The sequence below is a fragment of the Chroococcidiopsis sp. [FACHB-1243] genome, from assembly GCF_014696895.1.
In the GTDB taxonomy this organism is placed as follows: Bacteria; Cyanobacteriota; Cyanobacteriia; order Cyanobacteriales; family Chroococcidiopsidaceae; genus Chroococcidiopsis.
Genome location: NZ_JACJQX010000015.1, coordinates 88,304 through 104,231, shown reverse-complemented (window position 1 = coordinate 104,231; position 15,928 = coordinate 88,304). Strand labels below are relative to the sequence as shown.

Sequence of the window (15,928 nt, the reverse complement as noted above, 5' to 3'; positions counted from 1 at the left end):
TTTTGTTCTGCTTTCAGCACCCGTCACTAGCGGGTCTAGCTACAGATAGTAGCACTTTCTAACAGGCTTTTGCCTATGAGCGTATTTTGTCTCATTTCGTCTCGACTACGGCAGAGCAGATCCCCTCAACCCCCCTTGCCAAGGGGGGCGATGAGGATGCTAATCGTATATGGTGGCGTGGTATTTGCTTTATGCAATACTTACCCAGGAGTAGCCCAAGTTGTCACAGATGCAAGCCTGCCAGTCAATACTACCGTCACGATTTCCGGCAACACAAATGTGATTTCTGGCGGAACTCAAGCTAGAACAAATTTGTTTCATAGTTTCGACTCATTTTCCATTCCTACGGGTGGTACGGCTGCGTTTAACAATGCTGTCGAGATCCAAAATATTTTTAGCCGCGTCACGGGTGAATCTGTATCCAATATTGACGGGTTAATTCAAGCTAACGGTGCTGCTAACTTATTCTTGCTTAATCCCAATGGAATAATTTTCGGTCAAAATGCGCGGTTAGATATTGGTGGCTCGTTTGTGGGGACGACGGCGAGTAGCATCAAGTTTGCTGATGGCACGGAGTTTAGTGCAACTACGCCCCAAACTGCGCCATTGCTAACTATCAACGTTCCTGTTGGTTTGCAGTTTGGACAGAATCCGGGAAGTATTGGAGTGCAAGGCAGGGGTCATAGCTTGAAGCGCGATTCGCAATTCTCGCCTTTTATTGGAGCAGGGAATAGCTTAACAGGGCTACGAGTAAAACCTGAGAAAACTTTAGCTCTAGTAGGAGGTAAGGTCACTTTAGAGGGAGGCATACTAACCACACCAGGACGAATTGAATTAGGCAGTGTTAGCGCAGGGCAGGTTAACCTCAATCCAGTCAATGATGGCTGGTCATTGGGCTATGAAGCAGTGCAAGGTTTCCAGAGTATTCAGCTACATCAAAAAGCGTTGCTAGATGCTAGTGGTACAAGCAGTGGCTCAATTCAGATCCAGGGACAGCGCCTTGAAGTACACGATGGTTCTGTCATTTTGATTCAAAACACTGGCAGCCAATCCGCAGAGTCGATCTCCGTTCACACCCAAGAATTAGTGGAAATTCGTGGATTGTCCGTTGAACCAACGCTTGATAGCGAGTTGGCTAACGAAACCACAGGAATTGGCAATGCAGGAGATATTGAAGTTTCAACAGCACGGTTAGTCTTGCAGGATGGAGGAGCAATAACCACAAAAACCTATAGTCCTGCAAGAGGTGGCAATATTACTGTAAATGCCTCTGAATCGGTGAAAATAATTGGGTCTTTAACTAACGATCGCCAAACTTTGAGTGCCATTGCGACTCAAACATTCAACAGCTCTGGAGACGCGGGAGATATCACAGTGTCATCAGCACGGCTAAGTAGTCTTAATGGAGGAATTTTAGCCTCTGTATCCTTTAGCGCTGGGAATGGAGGAGATATAACAATACACGCAACTGATTTTGTTGAACTAATCGGAGTCAACCGGACTGCTTCTGTGAGCAGTGGGTTTGCTGCTTCATCGACTGGTAGTGGGAATGCTGGTAAATTAACAATTAACACGTCAAAATTGAAACTTAAAGACGGAGCAGTTGTCAGTGCTTCCTCTTTAGGAAGTGGTAATGCAGGAAGCGTTCTTGTAAATGCCTCGGATTCTGTAGAGGTGAGTGGGATAACACCTGGTTTCGTAAATCCAAGTCTTTTGATCTCATCTGCCCAATTTGTGAGTTCAGACTTTCAAGCAATGGTTGGAGCGCCGCCAAGACCGAGTGGGGCTTCTGGAAATGTAACAATTAATACTAAAAAATTAAGCGTTACAGATAATGCTCTAGTAACAGTGAGAAATGATGGCTTAGGTAGTGCAGGGATACTACAAGTCAATGCTGATTTTGTTTTTCTAGACAATCGGGGTGGCATTACAGCAGCAACCAGTTCTGGTAATGGTGGCAACATCAATCTACAAGTACGGGATCTACTACTGATGCGCCGTAATAGTTCAATATCCGCTACGTCCAGTGGTACTGGTAATGGTGGCAACATCAACATCGATACTCCCTTACTCATTGCCATCCCATCTGAAAATAACGATATCAGTGCCAATTCCGAGAATTTTCGTGGTGGCAATGTCCGCATCAACACCCAAGGTATTTTTGGCACTCAATTCCGCAACTTCCCTACTTCAGCTAGTGACATCACGGCTTCTGGAGCAAATTCAGAGCTGAGCGGCACGGTAGAAATCGAGACTCCAGAAATTGACCCCAGTTCTGGATTAACAGAATTACCTACAATTCCTATAGATCGCACGAAATTAATTGTTCAAGGTTGTCCAGCAAATGAAGGTAATACATTTACCATCACTGGACGGGGTGGTTTACCATCACTGCCAGATGAAGCCCTGCGTAGCAATAACCCTGTTGCGATTGATTGGGTGTCGCTTGGGGAGTCGGGAGTCGGGAGTCGGGAGTCGGGAGTCGGGAGACAAGGGGGACAAGGGGGACAAGGGAGACAAGGGGGACAAGGAATCAACTACCAATTACCAATTTCTGAGGCACAAAGCTGGAGGTATGACGATCGCGGTAACGTGATTTTGATTGCAACTGCGCCTAGTGGCGATCGCCATAGTTTTTTATCTCACCCTACTTCTTGTAGTGATTAAACGCAGAAGACTGCTGAGGATTTACCAAAAAGCACGCGCTTTATTCAAAGCGGCTCGTACTGTTTTGTCTCGACTACGCCGGAGAAGATCCCCCCAACCCCCCTTGACAAGGGGGGCGTTAAGATCTCTACAACTTTCGTTAAAAAGAAGGGCTAGGAGCGATCGCAAGATATGGTGGTGTCAGTTTGTTATTGTTGTCTCAATTGCAGCGATAGCCTTTGGGGGAATTGTTCCCAACATAAATGGACGTATCTCCAGGCTTACATTTCCATCGGCTCAAGCAGTAGAAAGTCCAGCCGAGCGAAATCAACCTGATGCTCAAGCATTACTCGATCGCGGGCGGGAACTCTACAAATCTGGGCAATACTCAGCTACGATAACAGTTTTACAGCAAGCAGCATCGGCTTTTCAAGCTACTGGGGACAAACTAAAACAAGCGATCGCCCTTAGCAATCTTTCCCTTGCCTACCAACAACTCGGACAATGGGAAAAAGCCGCACAAGCGATTGCCTCTAGTCTCGATCTTTTAGGATATTCCGTAGAGAAGAGAGCTGGGGAACAAGGGGGACAAGGGGGACAAAAGAGCTGGGGAAGCCGAGGGAAAAATCGCCTCTCACCAACTACCAACTACCATTTACCAATCCAAAATCTCAAAATTCTAGCTCAAACTCTTGAAATTCAAGGCGATTTACAGCTCAAACTAGGACAAGCAGCACTAGCTTTGGAAACTTGGCAACAAGCTGCTAGCATATACGATCGCCTTGACGATAAAGTGGCGATCGCTCGCACCTTAATTAACCAAAGTCTTGCACGGCAAAGTTTAGGTTTCTACCGTCAAGCTCTAGCAACATTAGAGCAAGTCAGCCAAACTCTAGGGCAACAGCCAGATTCATTACTTAAAGCCATTGCCTTACGCAACTTGGGTGATGTGCTGCAATTGGTTGGCAATTTGGAGCAGTCGATGAAAGTGTTGCAACAAAGTTTGGATCTCGCCAAACGTTTGAAATCTCCCTCAGAAATAAGTACAGCGTTACTCAGCTTAGGCAATACAGAGCGCGCTTGGGGTAATCGAGTACGAATGCGGCAAAATGTGGTCAATGAAGACATATATCCTTCGTTACGCTGTAATATCAGTCAACCAGATGGTAAATTAAGCCCAACTGCTGTAATTTCCTCCTATCAAAAGGCTGAGCGATATTATCAAGAGGCAGCGATCGCTTCACCCTTACCCACATCACAAATTCAAGCAAAAGTCAATCAAATCAATGTATTGCTAGAACTCCAGCAGCGGTCGCAGATCCAAAAAATATGGACTAACCTACAATCAGAACTGACGAATTTATCGCCCAGTCACGCTACCATCTTTGCTCAAATCAACCTGGCTCAGAGCCTTGGGTGTTTGAAACACGCCGCTGCTACCAACGCTCCCACCTGGACAGAAATTGCTCAAATCTTCGCCACCGCCATTCAACAAGCGCGAAGTATTGGGGATGTGCGATCGCAAGCTTATGCCTTGGGTGCATTGGGCGGATTGTATTTAGAATCTCAAGATTTATCAGACGACGCACAAACATTACATGAATCGTCTCTACAATCTGCTCAAGAATTAACAAAACAAGCTTTGATACTAGCCCAATCAATTCAAGCGAATGATATTGTTTATTTGTGGCAGTGGCAGTCAGGGTATCTGCTCAAACTACAAGGAGATTTGAAAGGTGCGATCGCCTCCTACACTGAGGCAGTTAATACATTACAATCTCTACGCAGCGATCTCGTCGCTCTCAATCCAGACATCCAATTTTCCTTTAGAAATAGTGTAGAACCCGTCTATCGGCAACTAGTCGATCTATTGTTGCGATCGTCCTGTAGAGACGCACGGGTGTGCGCCCCTAACAACAATCCGATCGCTCGACAAAACTTACAACAAGCTAGAAATGCAATTGAAGCACTTCAGTTAACTGAACTAGAAAATTTCTTTCGTGAAGCTTGTTTGCAGGCTAAGCCGAAACAGATTGACGAGGTAGTTGACAAAACAGATCCGACAGCAGCAGTCATTTATCCGATTATCTTACCAGATCGCTTGGAAGTTATTGTAAAGTTGCCAAATCAAACCGAACTACGCCATTACACAACTTATAGATCGCGTCAAGAAATTGAAAACAGTATAGAAAAATTGCAGTCATTCTTAGTAGAACCCGACCGAATTAATGATATTAAAGAATTGTCTCAGCAGGTGTATGACTGGCTAATTCAACCCTTTACCACCGAATTCGATCGCCAAAGAATTAAAACATTAGTATTCGTACTGGATGGTTCTTTGCGGAATATACCAATGGCAGTACTTTATGACAAACAGCAAAAACAATATCTGATCGAAAAATATGCGATCGCCCTCGCTCCCGGTCTGCAACTGGTTGACCCTCGACCTTTGCAACGACGAAGACTCAATGCTCTCATTGCTGGAATTAGCGAGAAACGCCAAATTGCCGGAAGAAACTTTTCTCCACTTGAAAATGTCGTATTGGAGTTGCAGCAAGTTCAAACTAAATTGCCTAGTAGCGAAGAACTTTTCAACCAAGATTTTACGAAACAAAACATTCAAAACCAGATAGATTCATCTAAGTTTTCTGTCGTTCATATTGCTACTCATGGCGAATTTAGTTCCAATGCTGAAGAAACTTTCATTCTTGCTTGGGAACAACTCATTAAAGTAAAAGATTTTGATAAATTGTTGCAATTAAGCGGTCAACGCCAACCTAAAGCGATTGAATTGTTAGTTCTCAGTGCCTGTCAAACAGCTGCGGGCGATCGCCAAGCCGCTTTGGGATTAGCTGGAATCGCCGTGCGTGCGGGGGCGCGGAGTACGCTAGCAACATTGTGGTCGGTAGACGATCGCTCTACTGCCGAATTGATGACTCATTTCTATCAAGAATTAGAAAATGCCACAACAACTAAAGCCGAAGCTTTACGTCGCGCTCAACTAACACTGTTGAAAAATTATGAAATCCCCTATTTTTGGGCTGCGTATGTTTTAGTGGGAAATTGGCTTTAACAGTGAACAATGAACAGTGAACAGTTGTCAGTTGTCAGTTATCAGTGACTTTTGACTTTTGACTTTTGACTTTTAATATTGGTTCTTTGGCTAGTTTCTCTAAACCAACGTCTCTTAATAAGTCAGTCCAATGGCGATCGAGGGTTATGTTTTGGGGTTGAGTTTGACGGAGTTGCGCTAATTCAGTGAGGGCTGAGTACCAAATCCCATTTTGAGCGTAGAGAGTCACGCGGTCTAGTGGTGCGATCGCGGCTTTTAAGCTGTTTTTTAAATTAGGTGACGGTGCTACTCGTCGTACTCGTCCGTAGACAAAAACGGGAGCAGACAATTTTTGGCGATCGCAGTAAAGCTTAAAATACCAATAATATGTTTTGTCAATTTCTAAAGGTTTTGTGGATAGCGATTTCACGTTGATAATACCCGATTTGTTGGGTAGCAGGAAAGTCGCGCGATCGACATTCTGGTTTTGTTCGTCCTGCAAGGAAAATTCGCCCCAAACCGTCTTTTGGGAGATAGCAGGTACATAAAACCAAAAAGTAGGATTCTCTTCTACTGCTAAACCTGAGTTATTAGCGGGGACTAAAGCCGTAAGCGGAATATTTGCCACCGGAAAATCACCACGGCTACCCGTTCCCTCTCTTCTACCTGGTCTACCTCGACTCGACCCATCAATTTGCTGTTGGTTAAAAATGCCGACCGAGCGATCGCCCTGTGCTAGCAATAACATAGGATCGCCGAACGAACTCGCGAAGATTATAGCCAAGACAAAGCTAAGTTTGACTCGCATAAAATGACTTCCTCATATCGCATCTGTCGATAAATATTTATGCTTATGTCCACCTACTATTTATCTTGAAATTGGCGTAGGCTGAAAATGAATTAATTGCCATCCCTGTTTTTGCTTTGCCCAGATATTGACAAAAACATTGTCTATGTACCTTACTTCACCTCTAACTATGGCAGTCATTAAGATCCTGCCCGTCACCACAGCTATCTCGCTGTAAACTTTTATCAGCACGTTTTCACGCACAATTTGCTGGTACTGCACTGCACCCGATTTCAGGGAAGCAATGTAACTCGCTTTACTATCGATAAGTGCATTTGAATGTACGTAGCGTAGTTCTTCCCCTAGCAGCCGTTCGAGTGTAACGAGATCGTTATTCAGCATTGCCTGATAGCGGCGTTCTTCTTGCCGTTCTATTTCTGGTTCGGGTTGCGTAATTGCAACAACTTCCGCAGATTTCATCTTTTCACCTCTAAAATGGATAGAGTTTATTGAGTGGCGAGAAAATTGGGTGAAAGATCGCCACCGTTGCGACCGACAGCAGGGATCTCCATTAAGTTTTCGGTAGCTTTCCCCGTTCCGTCATTGTTTACGGTCTTCTCGTTACCTGGATGTCCGTTGGGGACGAAGATCTGTGGGTGGTCGAAAGGAGCTTTGTCATAACGAACGCGATCGTCGGTCAACCCCTTCAAAAACGCTACCAACGCCGCTTTTTCATTCGCAGTCAAATTCAGCACTGGCAGACTGGGAAAACTCTCAAAATCGCCACCACGATTGTAAAAATCGACAACTTGCTCAAGAGTCAAGAACCCGCCGTTATGCATATAAGGAGCCGTCAGTTCTACATTGCGGAGTCCTGGGGTTTTAAAAGCTCCATCCGCCACGACAACTTCATTCGGGTTAAGCGGTGGATTAAAAGTAGGGGGATTCTCGCCTAAGAGTTGCGGAAATTTGCCTTGTTGAGCTAATCGCACTTCTGAAAGAGAATTACCGAGTAGATCGTCACCACCGATCCCTAAGTCTTCCTGTACCGATCTAACACCAATATTGAAAAAGCCCCTGTCTTCCGGTGGATTTGTCCCGACAGGCGATCGCCCAAATCGCCCTTGACTGGCGACACTTCCTACAGAAGCAGAGGTAAATTCTGCCCCTGCGTGACAACCAATGCATAAACCTTTATTTTGAAAAACATCCAGACCTAGCTTCTGTTGCTGGGTCAGAGCATTGGTTTTTCCGGCTAAGTAGCGATCGATCGGCGCATCGTCAGAAATCAGCGTCGATTCATAAGCTTGCATTGCTAGCCCAAAGAACAAGGCGCAATTATACTCAATTAGCTTTGATTCGCTGACATTTAACGGTCGGTTTGGTTTGGTGATGAGAGTCCCGCCATTGTCATCAGAACGAATAACAACGTTAGATTTCCACCACTGCGGTTGAAAGGCGGCTTGAATCAGTGACTCATAACTGACTTTTAATCCTAGTTGGGGAAAATTGCTATAGCGACCGAGAACGCTATCTTCAGGATGTACGAGTTGTTTGCTCAGCGGTTGTAGGGAAAGCAGCTTTTTGCCGATGCGCTTATTTCCTAGCGGACTGAGCTGATTGGGTTGAAAGCGATCGGATACTTTGAGCTGAGCGTTGGAATTAATGTTACTCTGTGCAAGTTGTGGTAAGCGACCGATCGCTGATTGCTCGAATTCGCTAGTTGGTGGCTCCACCGCCTGAGAAGCCAGAGAGGAATTATTCAGCCGCACTTTAACTTTTTTGAGCTTTTCTAACCCATCCGCCTGCAAAACAAAAGCATCGGGATCTCTATGTCCCAGTGCATTCACTCCATTAAACAGGTTGAGGGCGCGTCCGTTCCACAAGTTGCGGAAGTTGAAGACGGCATTAATGACTGTTGGCGTATTGCGGGGTTCGACGCGGCGGACTTCAATCCCTTGGACGTTAAACACAGGGTCGTCTATTGGCTCCACTTCATCCTCGGCGCTACCAGGAATCACATTAATTAGCTTAGAGCTGAAAACTCCTTGGGAAGAAGAGACATCGTTACTATCCGCTATAACTGCCGACAGGCGATCGCTCGGATCTTTGAGCTGGTGAAATGGAAAATCTTTTGGTTTGAGTTGGTAGTTTGCGCCGCCTCCGGTATTAAAAGTTGTATCGGGGTTAGGAGTGCGATCACTGTTTACCCGCAACCTACCAGGATCGAGTTGGTTTTTCGACCTATTATCCACACCAGCGTGGAAGTGACAGCTAGCACAAGCTTGAATTCCGTCACTGCCAACTTGCATATCCCAAAAAAAAGTTTTTCCCAACGCGATCGCGGCGGTCTTGTCTCTGATAAACTCGCCAATATTGTCGGGGACGGGAATTGGTACATTTTTGAGCGGAACTAAAGGCGATGTTTGGGCTGTGGCTAATCCGAGTGAGATGGTATGTCCTGCCACAATTGCAGCTGCTACGAGTGTGGCGATCGCCATGCCACTTTTGGGCTGGCGAGCAAGTTTGACCGCGGCAAATTTTGCTTTTTTAAATAACTCTAAAATCCAGCAAATCAACCTAGAAAAAATATCAGTATCTTTTCTAGTTTTGGCTTTAGTTTCAGATAAATTTTTGGCAAAACTTTTCTGAGTGTTTTCCATAATATTTTGGCATTTTAGCCAAAGATTTCGTTAGGCAATTTCTACTCGTTCCCATACCAATTCAAAAATCTTTAAAACACCATCGCTGTAAGTAGGCGGCGTTTTCAGCGTGATTCGATCGCCATTTAAACTAAAAGTGCGGACTAAATCCGTACCTACTCGATTCGGGATAGACGCTATTTCAATGTGATGAACTACAGTATTTCCATTCAGCTCGTACGTCCCTGCATAAGCATTGAAGCTAGTAAAAGCTGCTGCTAGTTCCGCAAATGGTAATTTCTGTATATCCTTACCCAACGGTGACTTGACATCTATGCTGAAGAGAGCGCGATCGCTCCTGGCAAACATCACCATCATCCGCCCTTCAGATGTGTAAGTAATGTAGCCGACTGGATTAACTCCATACACGTCAGGCTCAATACTCCCATCAGGAAGAATGGCGATCGCACTCATTAACTTCCAAGTCCCTAAAAGTTGGTCATTGGTCACTGGTAGTTAGTAATTGGTAATTGGTAATTGGTAATTGGTAATTATTCCCCCTTGTCCCCCTTGTCGCTCGGTCGCAGCACGAAGTTAAAATTCGTGGTATAAAACGGTACGTGCCGATCGCTTGCCATGAGTTCGTCAACGGCATCGTGTTTTTGCAAAGAGGCGATCGCAGTTTTGACTGAGAAAGTTGTATCGGAATCGATGTGAGGATCGCCAGCAATAAATATCTGGGTTGTCAGTGGAGTATAGCTAGAGGCGCTGAGCTTAACATGGATGTGTGCAGCCCGCCAAGTATGCCGTCTTAATAGCTCCAATACCTCGCCGCAGGGTCCGCTAGCGGGAATGTGATACCCTGTTGGAACTACAGTTTCAAATGTATATATTCCATCCGCTTTGGTTCGGAAACGACCGCGAAAGTTATCCTTTGGCTGGGATGGATCTTGAATGTCGTAGAGTCCTTGAGAATTTGGTTGCCAGACATCGACAATCGCATCGGCGATTGGCTTACCGTTTAAGTCTAGTACGTAGCCTGAAACAATCAGCGGTTCGCCATCTTTATCTATCCCCAAGCGATCGCCCATGTTGCGCTCTGGTGCATCCGGTACGTACATCGGACCTTCGAGATTGCTTTCTGTTGCTGTACCGTTTGCATTGTGTAACAGCTCTACTAGTTCGGAAATGCCGATCAAGTCCGTCAGCATGTGGATTTCCCCATTGGGGATTTCTTGGGTATGGTGACTTGCTCGATTGAGAAAATCGCGCCCATACTGCAACTCCTGTTCGGTTAAATTCACTTCTTTGACAAAGGCGTGCAAATGTGTAATTAAGCTGCGGTAAATCTCGTAAAGTCGCGGGTGCGCCTTGCCACCATCGCCATGATTGATGACTGCTTGAGTAATATTGTCGAGAGTAATTTGCATGGTTAGCTCCTCCAACTAGAAACCGATCTGCGCCTGAGTCAAATCCAAACCTTTTCCTCTCCTCTACATAAGTGGCGATCGCTCGATTTATGCAAAGCCCCTGCCCTCCAACTTCCTGTAGGGGCGGGTGCGCGCAAATAGATTCACAACTTGAGCTGTAGATTTTTAGTCAAAACCCGCCCCTACGCCTTCTTATATCTAGTTTCGGCATAATTCTGAATTTTGACCAGGCAAGATCGCCCACTTAGGTACTAACTTAACGATCGACTGCCCCTAACGCTACAAGCGTAACTGTTTGTGCTGGGGTTAAACCGATCGCACCTGCAATCTTCATGCCTTCATAGAGTCGGTCGGCTCGTAGTGTTTGCAGGCACTGACCCGAACCAATATCCCAAAGCGCGATCGTTTCATCTTGGCTACCACTAGCTAGCAACAGGCGATCGGGGCTGAAAGTAACTGAGTATACCCAACTCGTATGACCTGATAACACTTGCAGACATTCGCCACTGGTCACATCCCACAATCGCACCGAGCAATCATCGCTACCGCTAGCCAACATCCTACCGTCTGGACTGAAGGCAACCGAGCGTACCCCACTGGTATGACCGCGTAAAATTTGCAGACATTCACCACTGTTGACATCCCACAAACGGATCGACGCATCAGCACCGCCACTAGCTAAGATCCCCCCTAAACCTTCCGATGGGGGAATTGGGCTGAAGCTGACCGACCAGACCCAACCAGCATGACCGCGTAAAATTTGCAGACATTCGCCGCTGTTGACATCCCACAAACGGATCGACGCATCAGCACTACCACTAGCTAAGATCCCCCCTAAACCCCCTTTGACAAGAGGGAATGGGGGGATTGGGCTAAAGCTGACCGACCATACCCAATCAGTATGACCTTGGAAAATTTGGAGGCACTCACCGCACCGCACATCCCACAACCGCACCGAGCAGTCAAAACTACCACTAGCCAAAGTTTGACCATCAGAGCTGAAAATAACTGAAAATACCCAATTGGTATGTCCGTTTAGTGTTTGGAGACACTGAACCCGCTGCACGTTCCACAATTTGACTGAGAAATCGGCACTACTACTTGCCAGAATGCTACCATCTCGACTGCTACTGGAATCTACAGGTGCATAGGTAACCGATCGCACCTCCTTAGAATGACCGTGCAGCACTTGCATACACTTACCACTCTTGATATCCCATAAATGCACGATCGCGTCTTCGCTACCACTAGCTAGGGTGCTACCATCCAAATTGAAACTGACTGAGCGGATGCCATTAGTAGAGCCGCATAAAGCTTTCAGACATCGACCGCTTTTTACATCCCACAATCGTACAGAAGCATCGTGGCTGCCGCTGGCTAAGGCAATACTATTCGGACTAAAAGCAACTGCCCAAACCCAGTTAGTATGTCCCGATAACGCCTTGAGACACTGACCGCTATTGACATCCCACAACCGTATTAAGGAATCAGCACTGCTACTAGCAAGAATGCGATCGCCCAAAAGAGCGCTCGTTTCTTGAGCTGGTGCAAAGGCAACAGACCAAACTCCATTTGTATGCCCGTACAATGTTTTGAGACACCGACCACGCCTCACATCCCACAATCGCACTGACGAGTCTTCGCTACCACTGGCGATCGTTTGACCATCTGGACTCCAAGCCACCGATCGCACGCCCCCTGTATGTCCTGGCAAAACTTTCAAGCATCGACCAGTCCGAATATTCCACAGTCGGATCGAGGTGTCGTGACTGCCACTTGCGAGAACGCAAGTATCCGTACTGGGTGCAAAGGTGACAGACCAAACTCCACTCGTATGACCGTGCAAGACTTGCCCACACTCACCAGTCGCATCCCACAACCGAATCGATGCATCGAAACTACCACTCGCTATAGTTTGACTATCTGGACTCCAAGCCACCGATCGCACGCCACTCGTGTGTGCCTGCAAAACCTTCAAGCATTGACCTGTACGGACATCCCACAACCGCACCGAAGTGTCATGACTGCCACTGACTATAGTTTTACCGTCAAGACTGAAGGCAACTGACCAGACCCAACCCGTGTGTCCCTCAAGTGTCAAAAGCTGTTTGCCGTCTACGACTTGCCACAAGCGAATTTTTCCATCTACATCACCCGTTGCTAAGAGGTTGCCATCGGGACTAAATACGACTGAAACTACACTTCTTAAGGTTTCAGCAAACGCAGACTTAAGCAGATTGGTATTTTGAAAATTCACGCCAGATAAATTCACTTGTCGTAAATCGGCTTGCCACACTGCTAGTTCGGAAAAGTCAAGCGATCGCAAATTTGTTTTCATCTGTACGAGCAGATTAATCGCATTACCTGCTGCATAGCCCAATTGAGAGCGCGATTGTTGCCGCTGTTGGTTTGGCAACTCCCGCAATTGCGCGATCGCTTGTCGAGAGCCTAACTGAGTCAGCAAACGCTCAATCGTAGGCTGTACGATCAGCCGTCTTTGCGTCTCCCGCACGTAGTCTTTGGCAAGTGCTTGCATCAATGGCAACCGCTGGCATAAATCGAGCTGCTGGCTCGTCAATTCTGCACCTACCAGCTCGACGAATCGCTCCGTCACATACTCCATAACCATTGGTTGGAGTGACAGATGCTTGCCACTTTTCTCGATTAGAGATCGCCGCAACAAGAAATTAATTGCTTCCGGTAGCTGGCGCTTGTATGCAATCGTCACCATCGCTTCTGACAACTGGGCGATCGCGATCGGTTCCCGATGTAGCGCCAGCCAATACATGACTTCTTGCTCAACCGCTGACAAGCGCTGAAACTGCCGCTCTAGCAAATCGCGGATATCTTCAAAAATTAAGATCCCTTGTTCGACATACTGCAAAACTGGAGTAATTCTGCCGTCAAATAGTTCTTGGGTTGCTGCTGCTACCAACTTCAACGCTAGTGGGTTGCCCCCATAATGAGCCACCAGGAGGTTCCACTCTGTTTGGCTACCCGTAAATTGACCCTTTTGCCGAAATATCTCGCGTCCTTGGGCTGGATTTAATCCTTTTAGCAGTAGCGATCGCGTGAGTAGCCATTCACCTTCGAGAAATGCTACCTCTTTCGGCTTTTCCCGACTCGTAACAATCGCGCAACTTTGATGGGACGCTTCCCCAAAATAGCGCAGTAGTTGACCGTAACCCTCGTAGCCGACACGATACTGTCCGGCTCTCCCAGACTGTAGAATTGTTTCTACATTGTCTAGAATCAGCAGACAGCGCGAGGAGCGCAAACATTCCATCAGCTTTGATAATTTATCGTTTAAGCTCGCAGGTGGGGCTGGATCTTCTCCTCGCTTCTGGAGCAGAAATTGTAATATGCTTTCGAGTAACTCTTCTAATAGCGGTGCGTTGGAGAGCGATCGCCAAATTACGAGTTCAAACTCATTTTGAATTTGCTGTGCTAGCTTCACTGCTAAGGCACTCTTGCCAATGCCACCAATCCCCAATAACGCTACTAAACGGCAGCGTTCTTCCAGCAACCATTGCCGCAGTTGTCCTAGTTCTGCCTCTCGACCGCAGAATGTCGAGACATCGATCGCTTCTCCCCAGTCCTGGTGTCGATTTTCTTGCCCAGATGCCCCACCTACAACGGGCAACTCATATATGGTACAGTCTTCCGAGGATAGTTCTAAGCTGAAGGCTTGAAAAAAGCACTCTAGCGATTGCCGATCCACCCGTTCTTGACGCTGGAGAATGCGAGAAATAGTATGTAGCGATAAACCCGTGCGATCGCTTAGTTGTTCGCGAGTTAAGCGCCGACCCCAGTTCGACTCTACCTCTACCGCTTGCTTTGCCCGTTGTAGTTTTTGCCATCCTTGAGGAGTGAGAATGACACCACGCTCGCGTTTAGATTTAGCTGGAGTCAGGGCAGCCATAAACAACCAGTAAAGTGACGAGATTTGAGGTAATTTGGAGCTTAGCCAGACTTATATTTGCTTTTGCGTCAATTTCCGCTGTTTGAGTTTAGTTTCTTGAGTCTCATTCTAACAGCAAGCGCCTGAAGCAAAACACTCGGTCGCTGCATATCTTGGAATCTCAAATTCTATTCCAGTCACTCAGCGAATCGAGTTACTGCGATCGCACTTCATTGAGCCGCTGGAACGCTAGTTTATAATAAGATAGAGTGCAGCTAGATTTAGGTTCTAGTATCGAAAGATGTGAAGGTTCATGTCCTTTCATTCGCATTTCCTTACTTTTCCAACTTTCTAAGCTTCTATAGACGGTCGATCGAGAAAGCCAAGCTGACAATAAATCCTTGATTTTTGTCTGAAAATGAGCGCTGATAACCAAAATGTAACTCCTACCAAACCCAAGCAGAAGGGGAAATCTCTACCACCCAAGTTAATTATCTGGTTGGGCAAATTTGTTTGGACGACACTTTGGCAGTTGATGATGTCTCAGCTCGCACCCCGTGGTAAATCGGGGGAATATCTTCGTCCTAGCAGTCAGTTTCGCGACTCTATTGGTGTAGACAGTCCTTACCCACCAGCAACAGGACGCTACCAACTTTTCGTCGGACTTAGTTGCCCTTGGGCGCATAGAACGCTTGTGGTACGATCGCTCAAGGGTTTAGAAGATGCCATCTCAGTTGCGATCGCCACACCCGATCCAATTCAAGGCGGTTGGGTACTACCTCAGCAAGAAGAAGGCTGTCGCAGCCTAGCAGAGTTGTATCAGTTGGCAAAACCAGGATATCAAGGACGCTGTACGGTTCCCGTCTTATGGGATCGACAAACAAAGGCGATCGTCAATAATGAGAGTGCAGAAATTATTGTCATCTTAAATAATGCCTTTAACGAGTTTGCCCAGCATCCAGAATTAGATCTTTATCCTGAAGATTTGCGAGAAAAGATTGACTGGTGGAATGAAAAAATCTATCATGCTGTCAATAATGGGGTATACCGTTGCGGTTTGGCTCAGGCACAAGCGGCATACCTAGAAGCTTGCAACGAATTATTCGCAACATTAGACGAAATCGATGCGGTCTTGGCAAACAGTCGGTATCTGTGTGGCGATTGCGTAACTCTAGCAGACATCCGGCTATTTACCACTCTATTTCGGTTTGATATCGCCTACTACGGCATATTTAAATGCAACCGCCGCCGCATTCAAGATTATCAACACTTAGGATCGTATCTGCGCGATTTGTATCAATTACCTGGGGTGGCTGATACTTGCGATTTAGAAAGTGTCAAGCAAGATTACTACGGCAATCTATTTCCCTTAAATCCTGGTGGGATTATTCCCGTAGGTCCAGATATGTCAAGCTTAGTTGTACCGCATGGGAGAGAAAATATAGGGAAGTCAACTGCTAGTAGCTAAGC

At 46.4% G+C, this 15,928-nt stretch carries 9 protein-coding genes; 3 read left to right on the top strand and 6 right to left on the bottom strand.

Translation table 11 applies throughout. The features are described from left to right. Positions 1-156 precede the first annotated feature (156 nt). On the top strand, positions 157-2,667 hold the full coding sequence (locus H6G17_RS13280) for an S-layer family protein (protein WP_192157800.1): 2,511 nt from the start codon (positions 157-159) through the stop codon (positions 2,665-2,667). Further along, entirely contained in the window at positions 2,603-5,719 is a 3,117-nt protein-coding gene (locus tag H6G17_RS13275) for a CHAT domain-containing protein (protein ID WP_199316697.1), read from the top strand. Before H6G17_RS13280 ends, H6G17_RS13275 begins: the two co-directional genes overlap by 65 nt. A gap of 34 nt (positions 5,720-5,753) precedes the next feature. On the opposite strand, the gene H6G17_RS13270 is transcribed toward H6G17_RS13275, so the two are convergent. The 6 genes from H6G17_RS13270 to H6G17_RS13245 all read right to left on the bottom strand — a co-directional run bounded on the left by H6G17_RS13270 (position 5,754) and on the right by H6G17_RS13245 (position 14,479). Continuing rightward, positions 5,754-6,506: a DUF928 domain-containing protein gene (locus H6G17_RS13270; protein ID WP_199316696.1), complete on the bottom strand. Its 753-nt coding sequence runs from the start codon at positions 6,504-6,506 to the stop codon at positions 5,754-5,756. Positions 6,507-6,566: 60 nt separating this feature from the next. Next, positions 6,567-6,965, bottom strand: a complete 399-nt coding sequence (locus tag H6G17_RS13265; RefSeq protein WP_192157798.1) for a nuclear transport factor 2 family protein — start codon at positions 6,963-6,965, stop codon at positions 6,567-6,569. A gap of 26 nt (positions 6,966-6,991) precedes the next feature. Continuing rightward, a complete protein-coding gene (locus tag H6G17_RS13260) occupies positions 6,992-9,148 on the bottom strand; it encodes a cytochrome c peroxidase (protein WP_192157796.1) in 2,157 nt (718 codons plus the stop codon). A gap of 30 nt (positions 9,149-9,178) precedes the next feature. After that, positions 9,179-9,637: a lipocalin-like domain-containing protein gene (locus tag H6G17_RS13255; protein ID WP_199316695.1), complete on the bottom strand. Its 459-nt coding sequence runs from the start codon at positions 9,635-9,637 to the stop codon at positions 9,179-9,181. 41 nt (positions 9,638-9,678) lie between these two features. Further along, on the bottom strand, positions 9,679-10,557 hold the full coding sequence (locus tag H6G17_RS13250; protein WP_192157795.1) for a dioxygenase: 879 nt from the start codon (positions 10,555-10,557) through the stop codon (positions 9,679-9,681). A 256-nt stretch (positions 10,558-10,813) separates the two neighbouring features. After that, on the bottom strand, positions 10,814-14,479 hold the full coding sequence (locus H6G17_RS13245; protein WP_242038371.1) for an NB-ARC domain-containing protein: 3,666 nt from the start codon (positions 14,477-14,479) through the stop codon (positions 10,814-10,816). Between the two features lie 397 nt (positions 14,480-14,876). Here H6G17_RS13245 and H6G17_RS13240 point away from each other — a divergent pair, with 397 nt between their 5' ends. Further along, the gene (locus H6G17_RS13240) at positions 14,877-15,926 is read left to right on the top strand and encodes a glutathione S-transferase family protein (protein ID WP_192157793.1); all 1,050 of its coding nucleotides are present in this window, start codon (positions 14,877-14,879) and stop codon (positions 15,924-15,926) included. Positions 15,927-15,928 lie beyond the last annotated feature (2 nt).

Excerpts from the sequence above, each read along its gene's own strand:
- H6G17_RS13280 (WP_192157800.1), top strand. The coding sequence starts at position 157 with ATGCTAATCGTATATGGTGGCGTGGTATTTGCTTTATGCAATACTTAC.
- H6G17_RS13270 (WP_199316696.1), bottom strand. The coding sequence starts at position 6,506 with ATGCGAGTCAAACTTAGCTTTGTCTTGGCTATAATCTTCGCGAGTTCG.
- H6G17_RS13265 (WP_192157798.1), bottom strand. The coding sequence starts at position 6,965 with ATGAAATCTGCGGAAGTTGTTGCAATTACGCAACCCGAACCAGAAATA.
- H6G17_RS13260 (WP_192157796.1), bottom strand. The coding sequence starts at position 9,148 with ATGGAAAACACTCAGAAAAGTTTTGCCAAAAATTTATCTGAAACTAAA.
- H6G17_RS13250 (WP_192157795.1), bottom strand. The coding sequence starts at position 10,557 with ATGCAAATTACTCTCGACAATATTACTCAAGCAGTCATCAATCATGGC.
- H6G17_RS13245 (WP_242038371.1), bottom strand. The coding sequence starts at position 14,479 with ATGGCTGCCCTGACTCCAGCTAAATCTAAACGCGAGCGTGGTGTCATT.
- H6G17_RS13240 (WP_192157793.1), top strand. The coding sequence starts at position 14,877 with ATGAGCGCTGATAACCAAAATGTAACTCCTACCAAACCCAAGCAGAAG.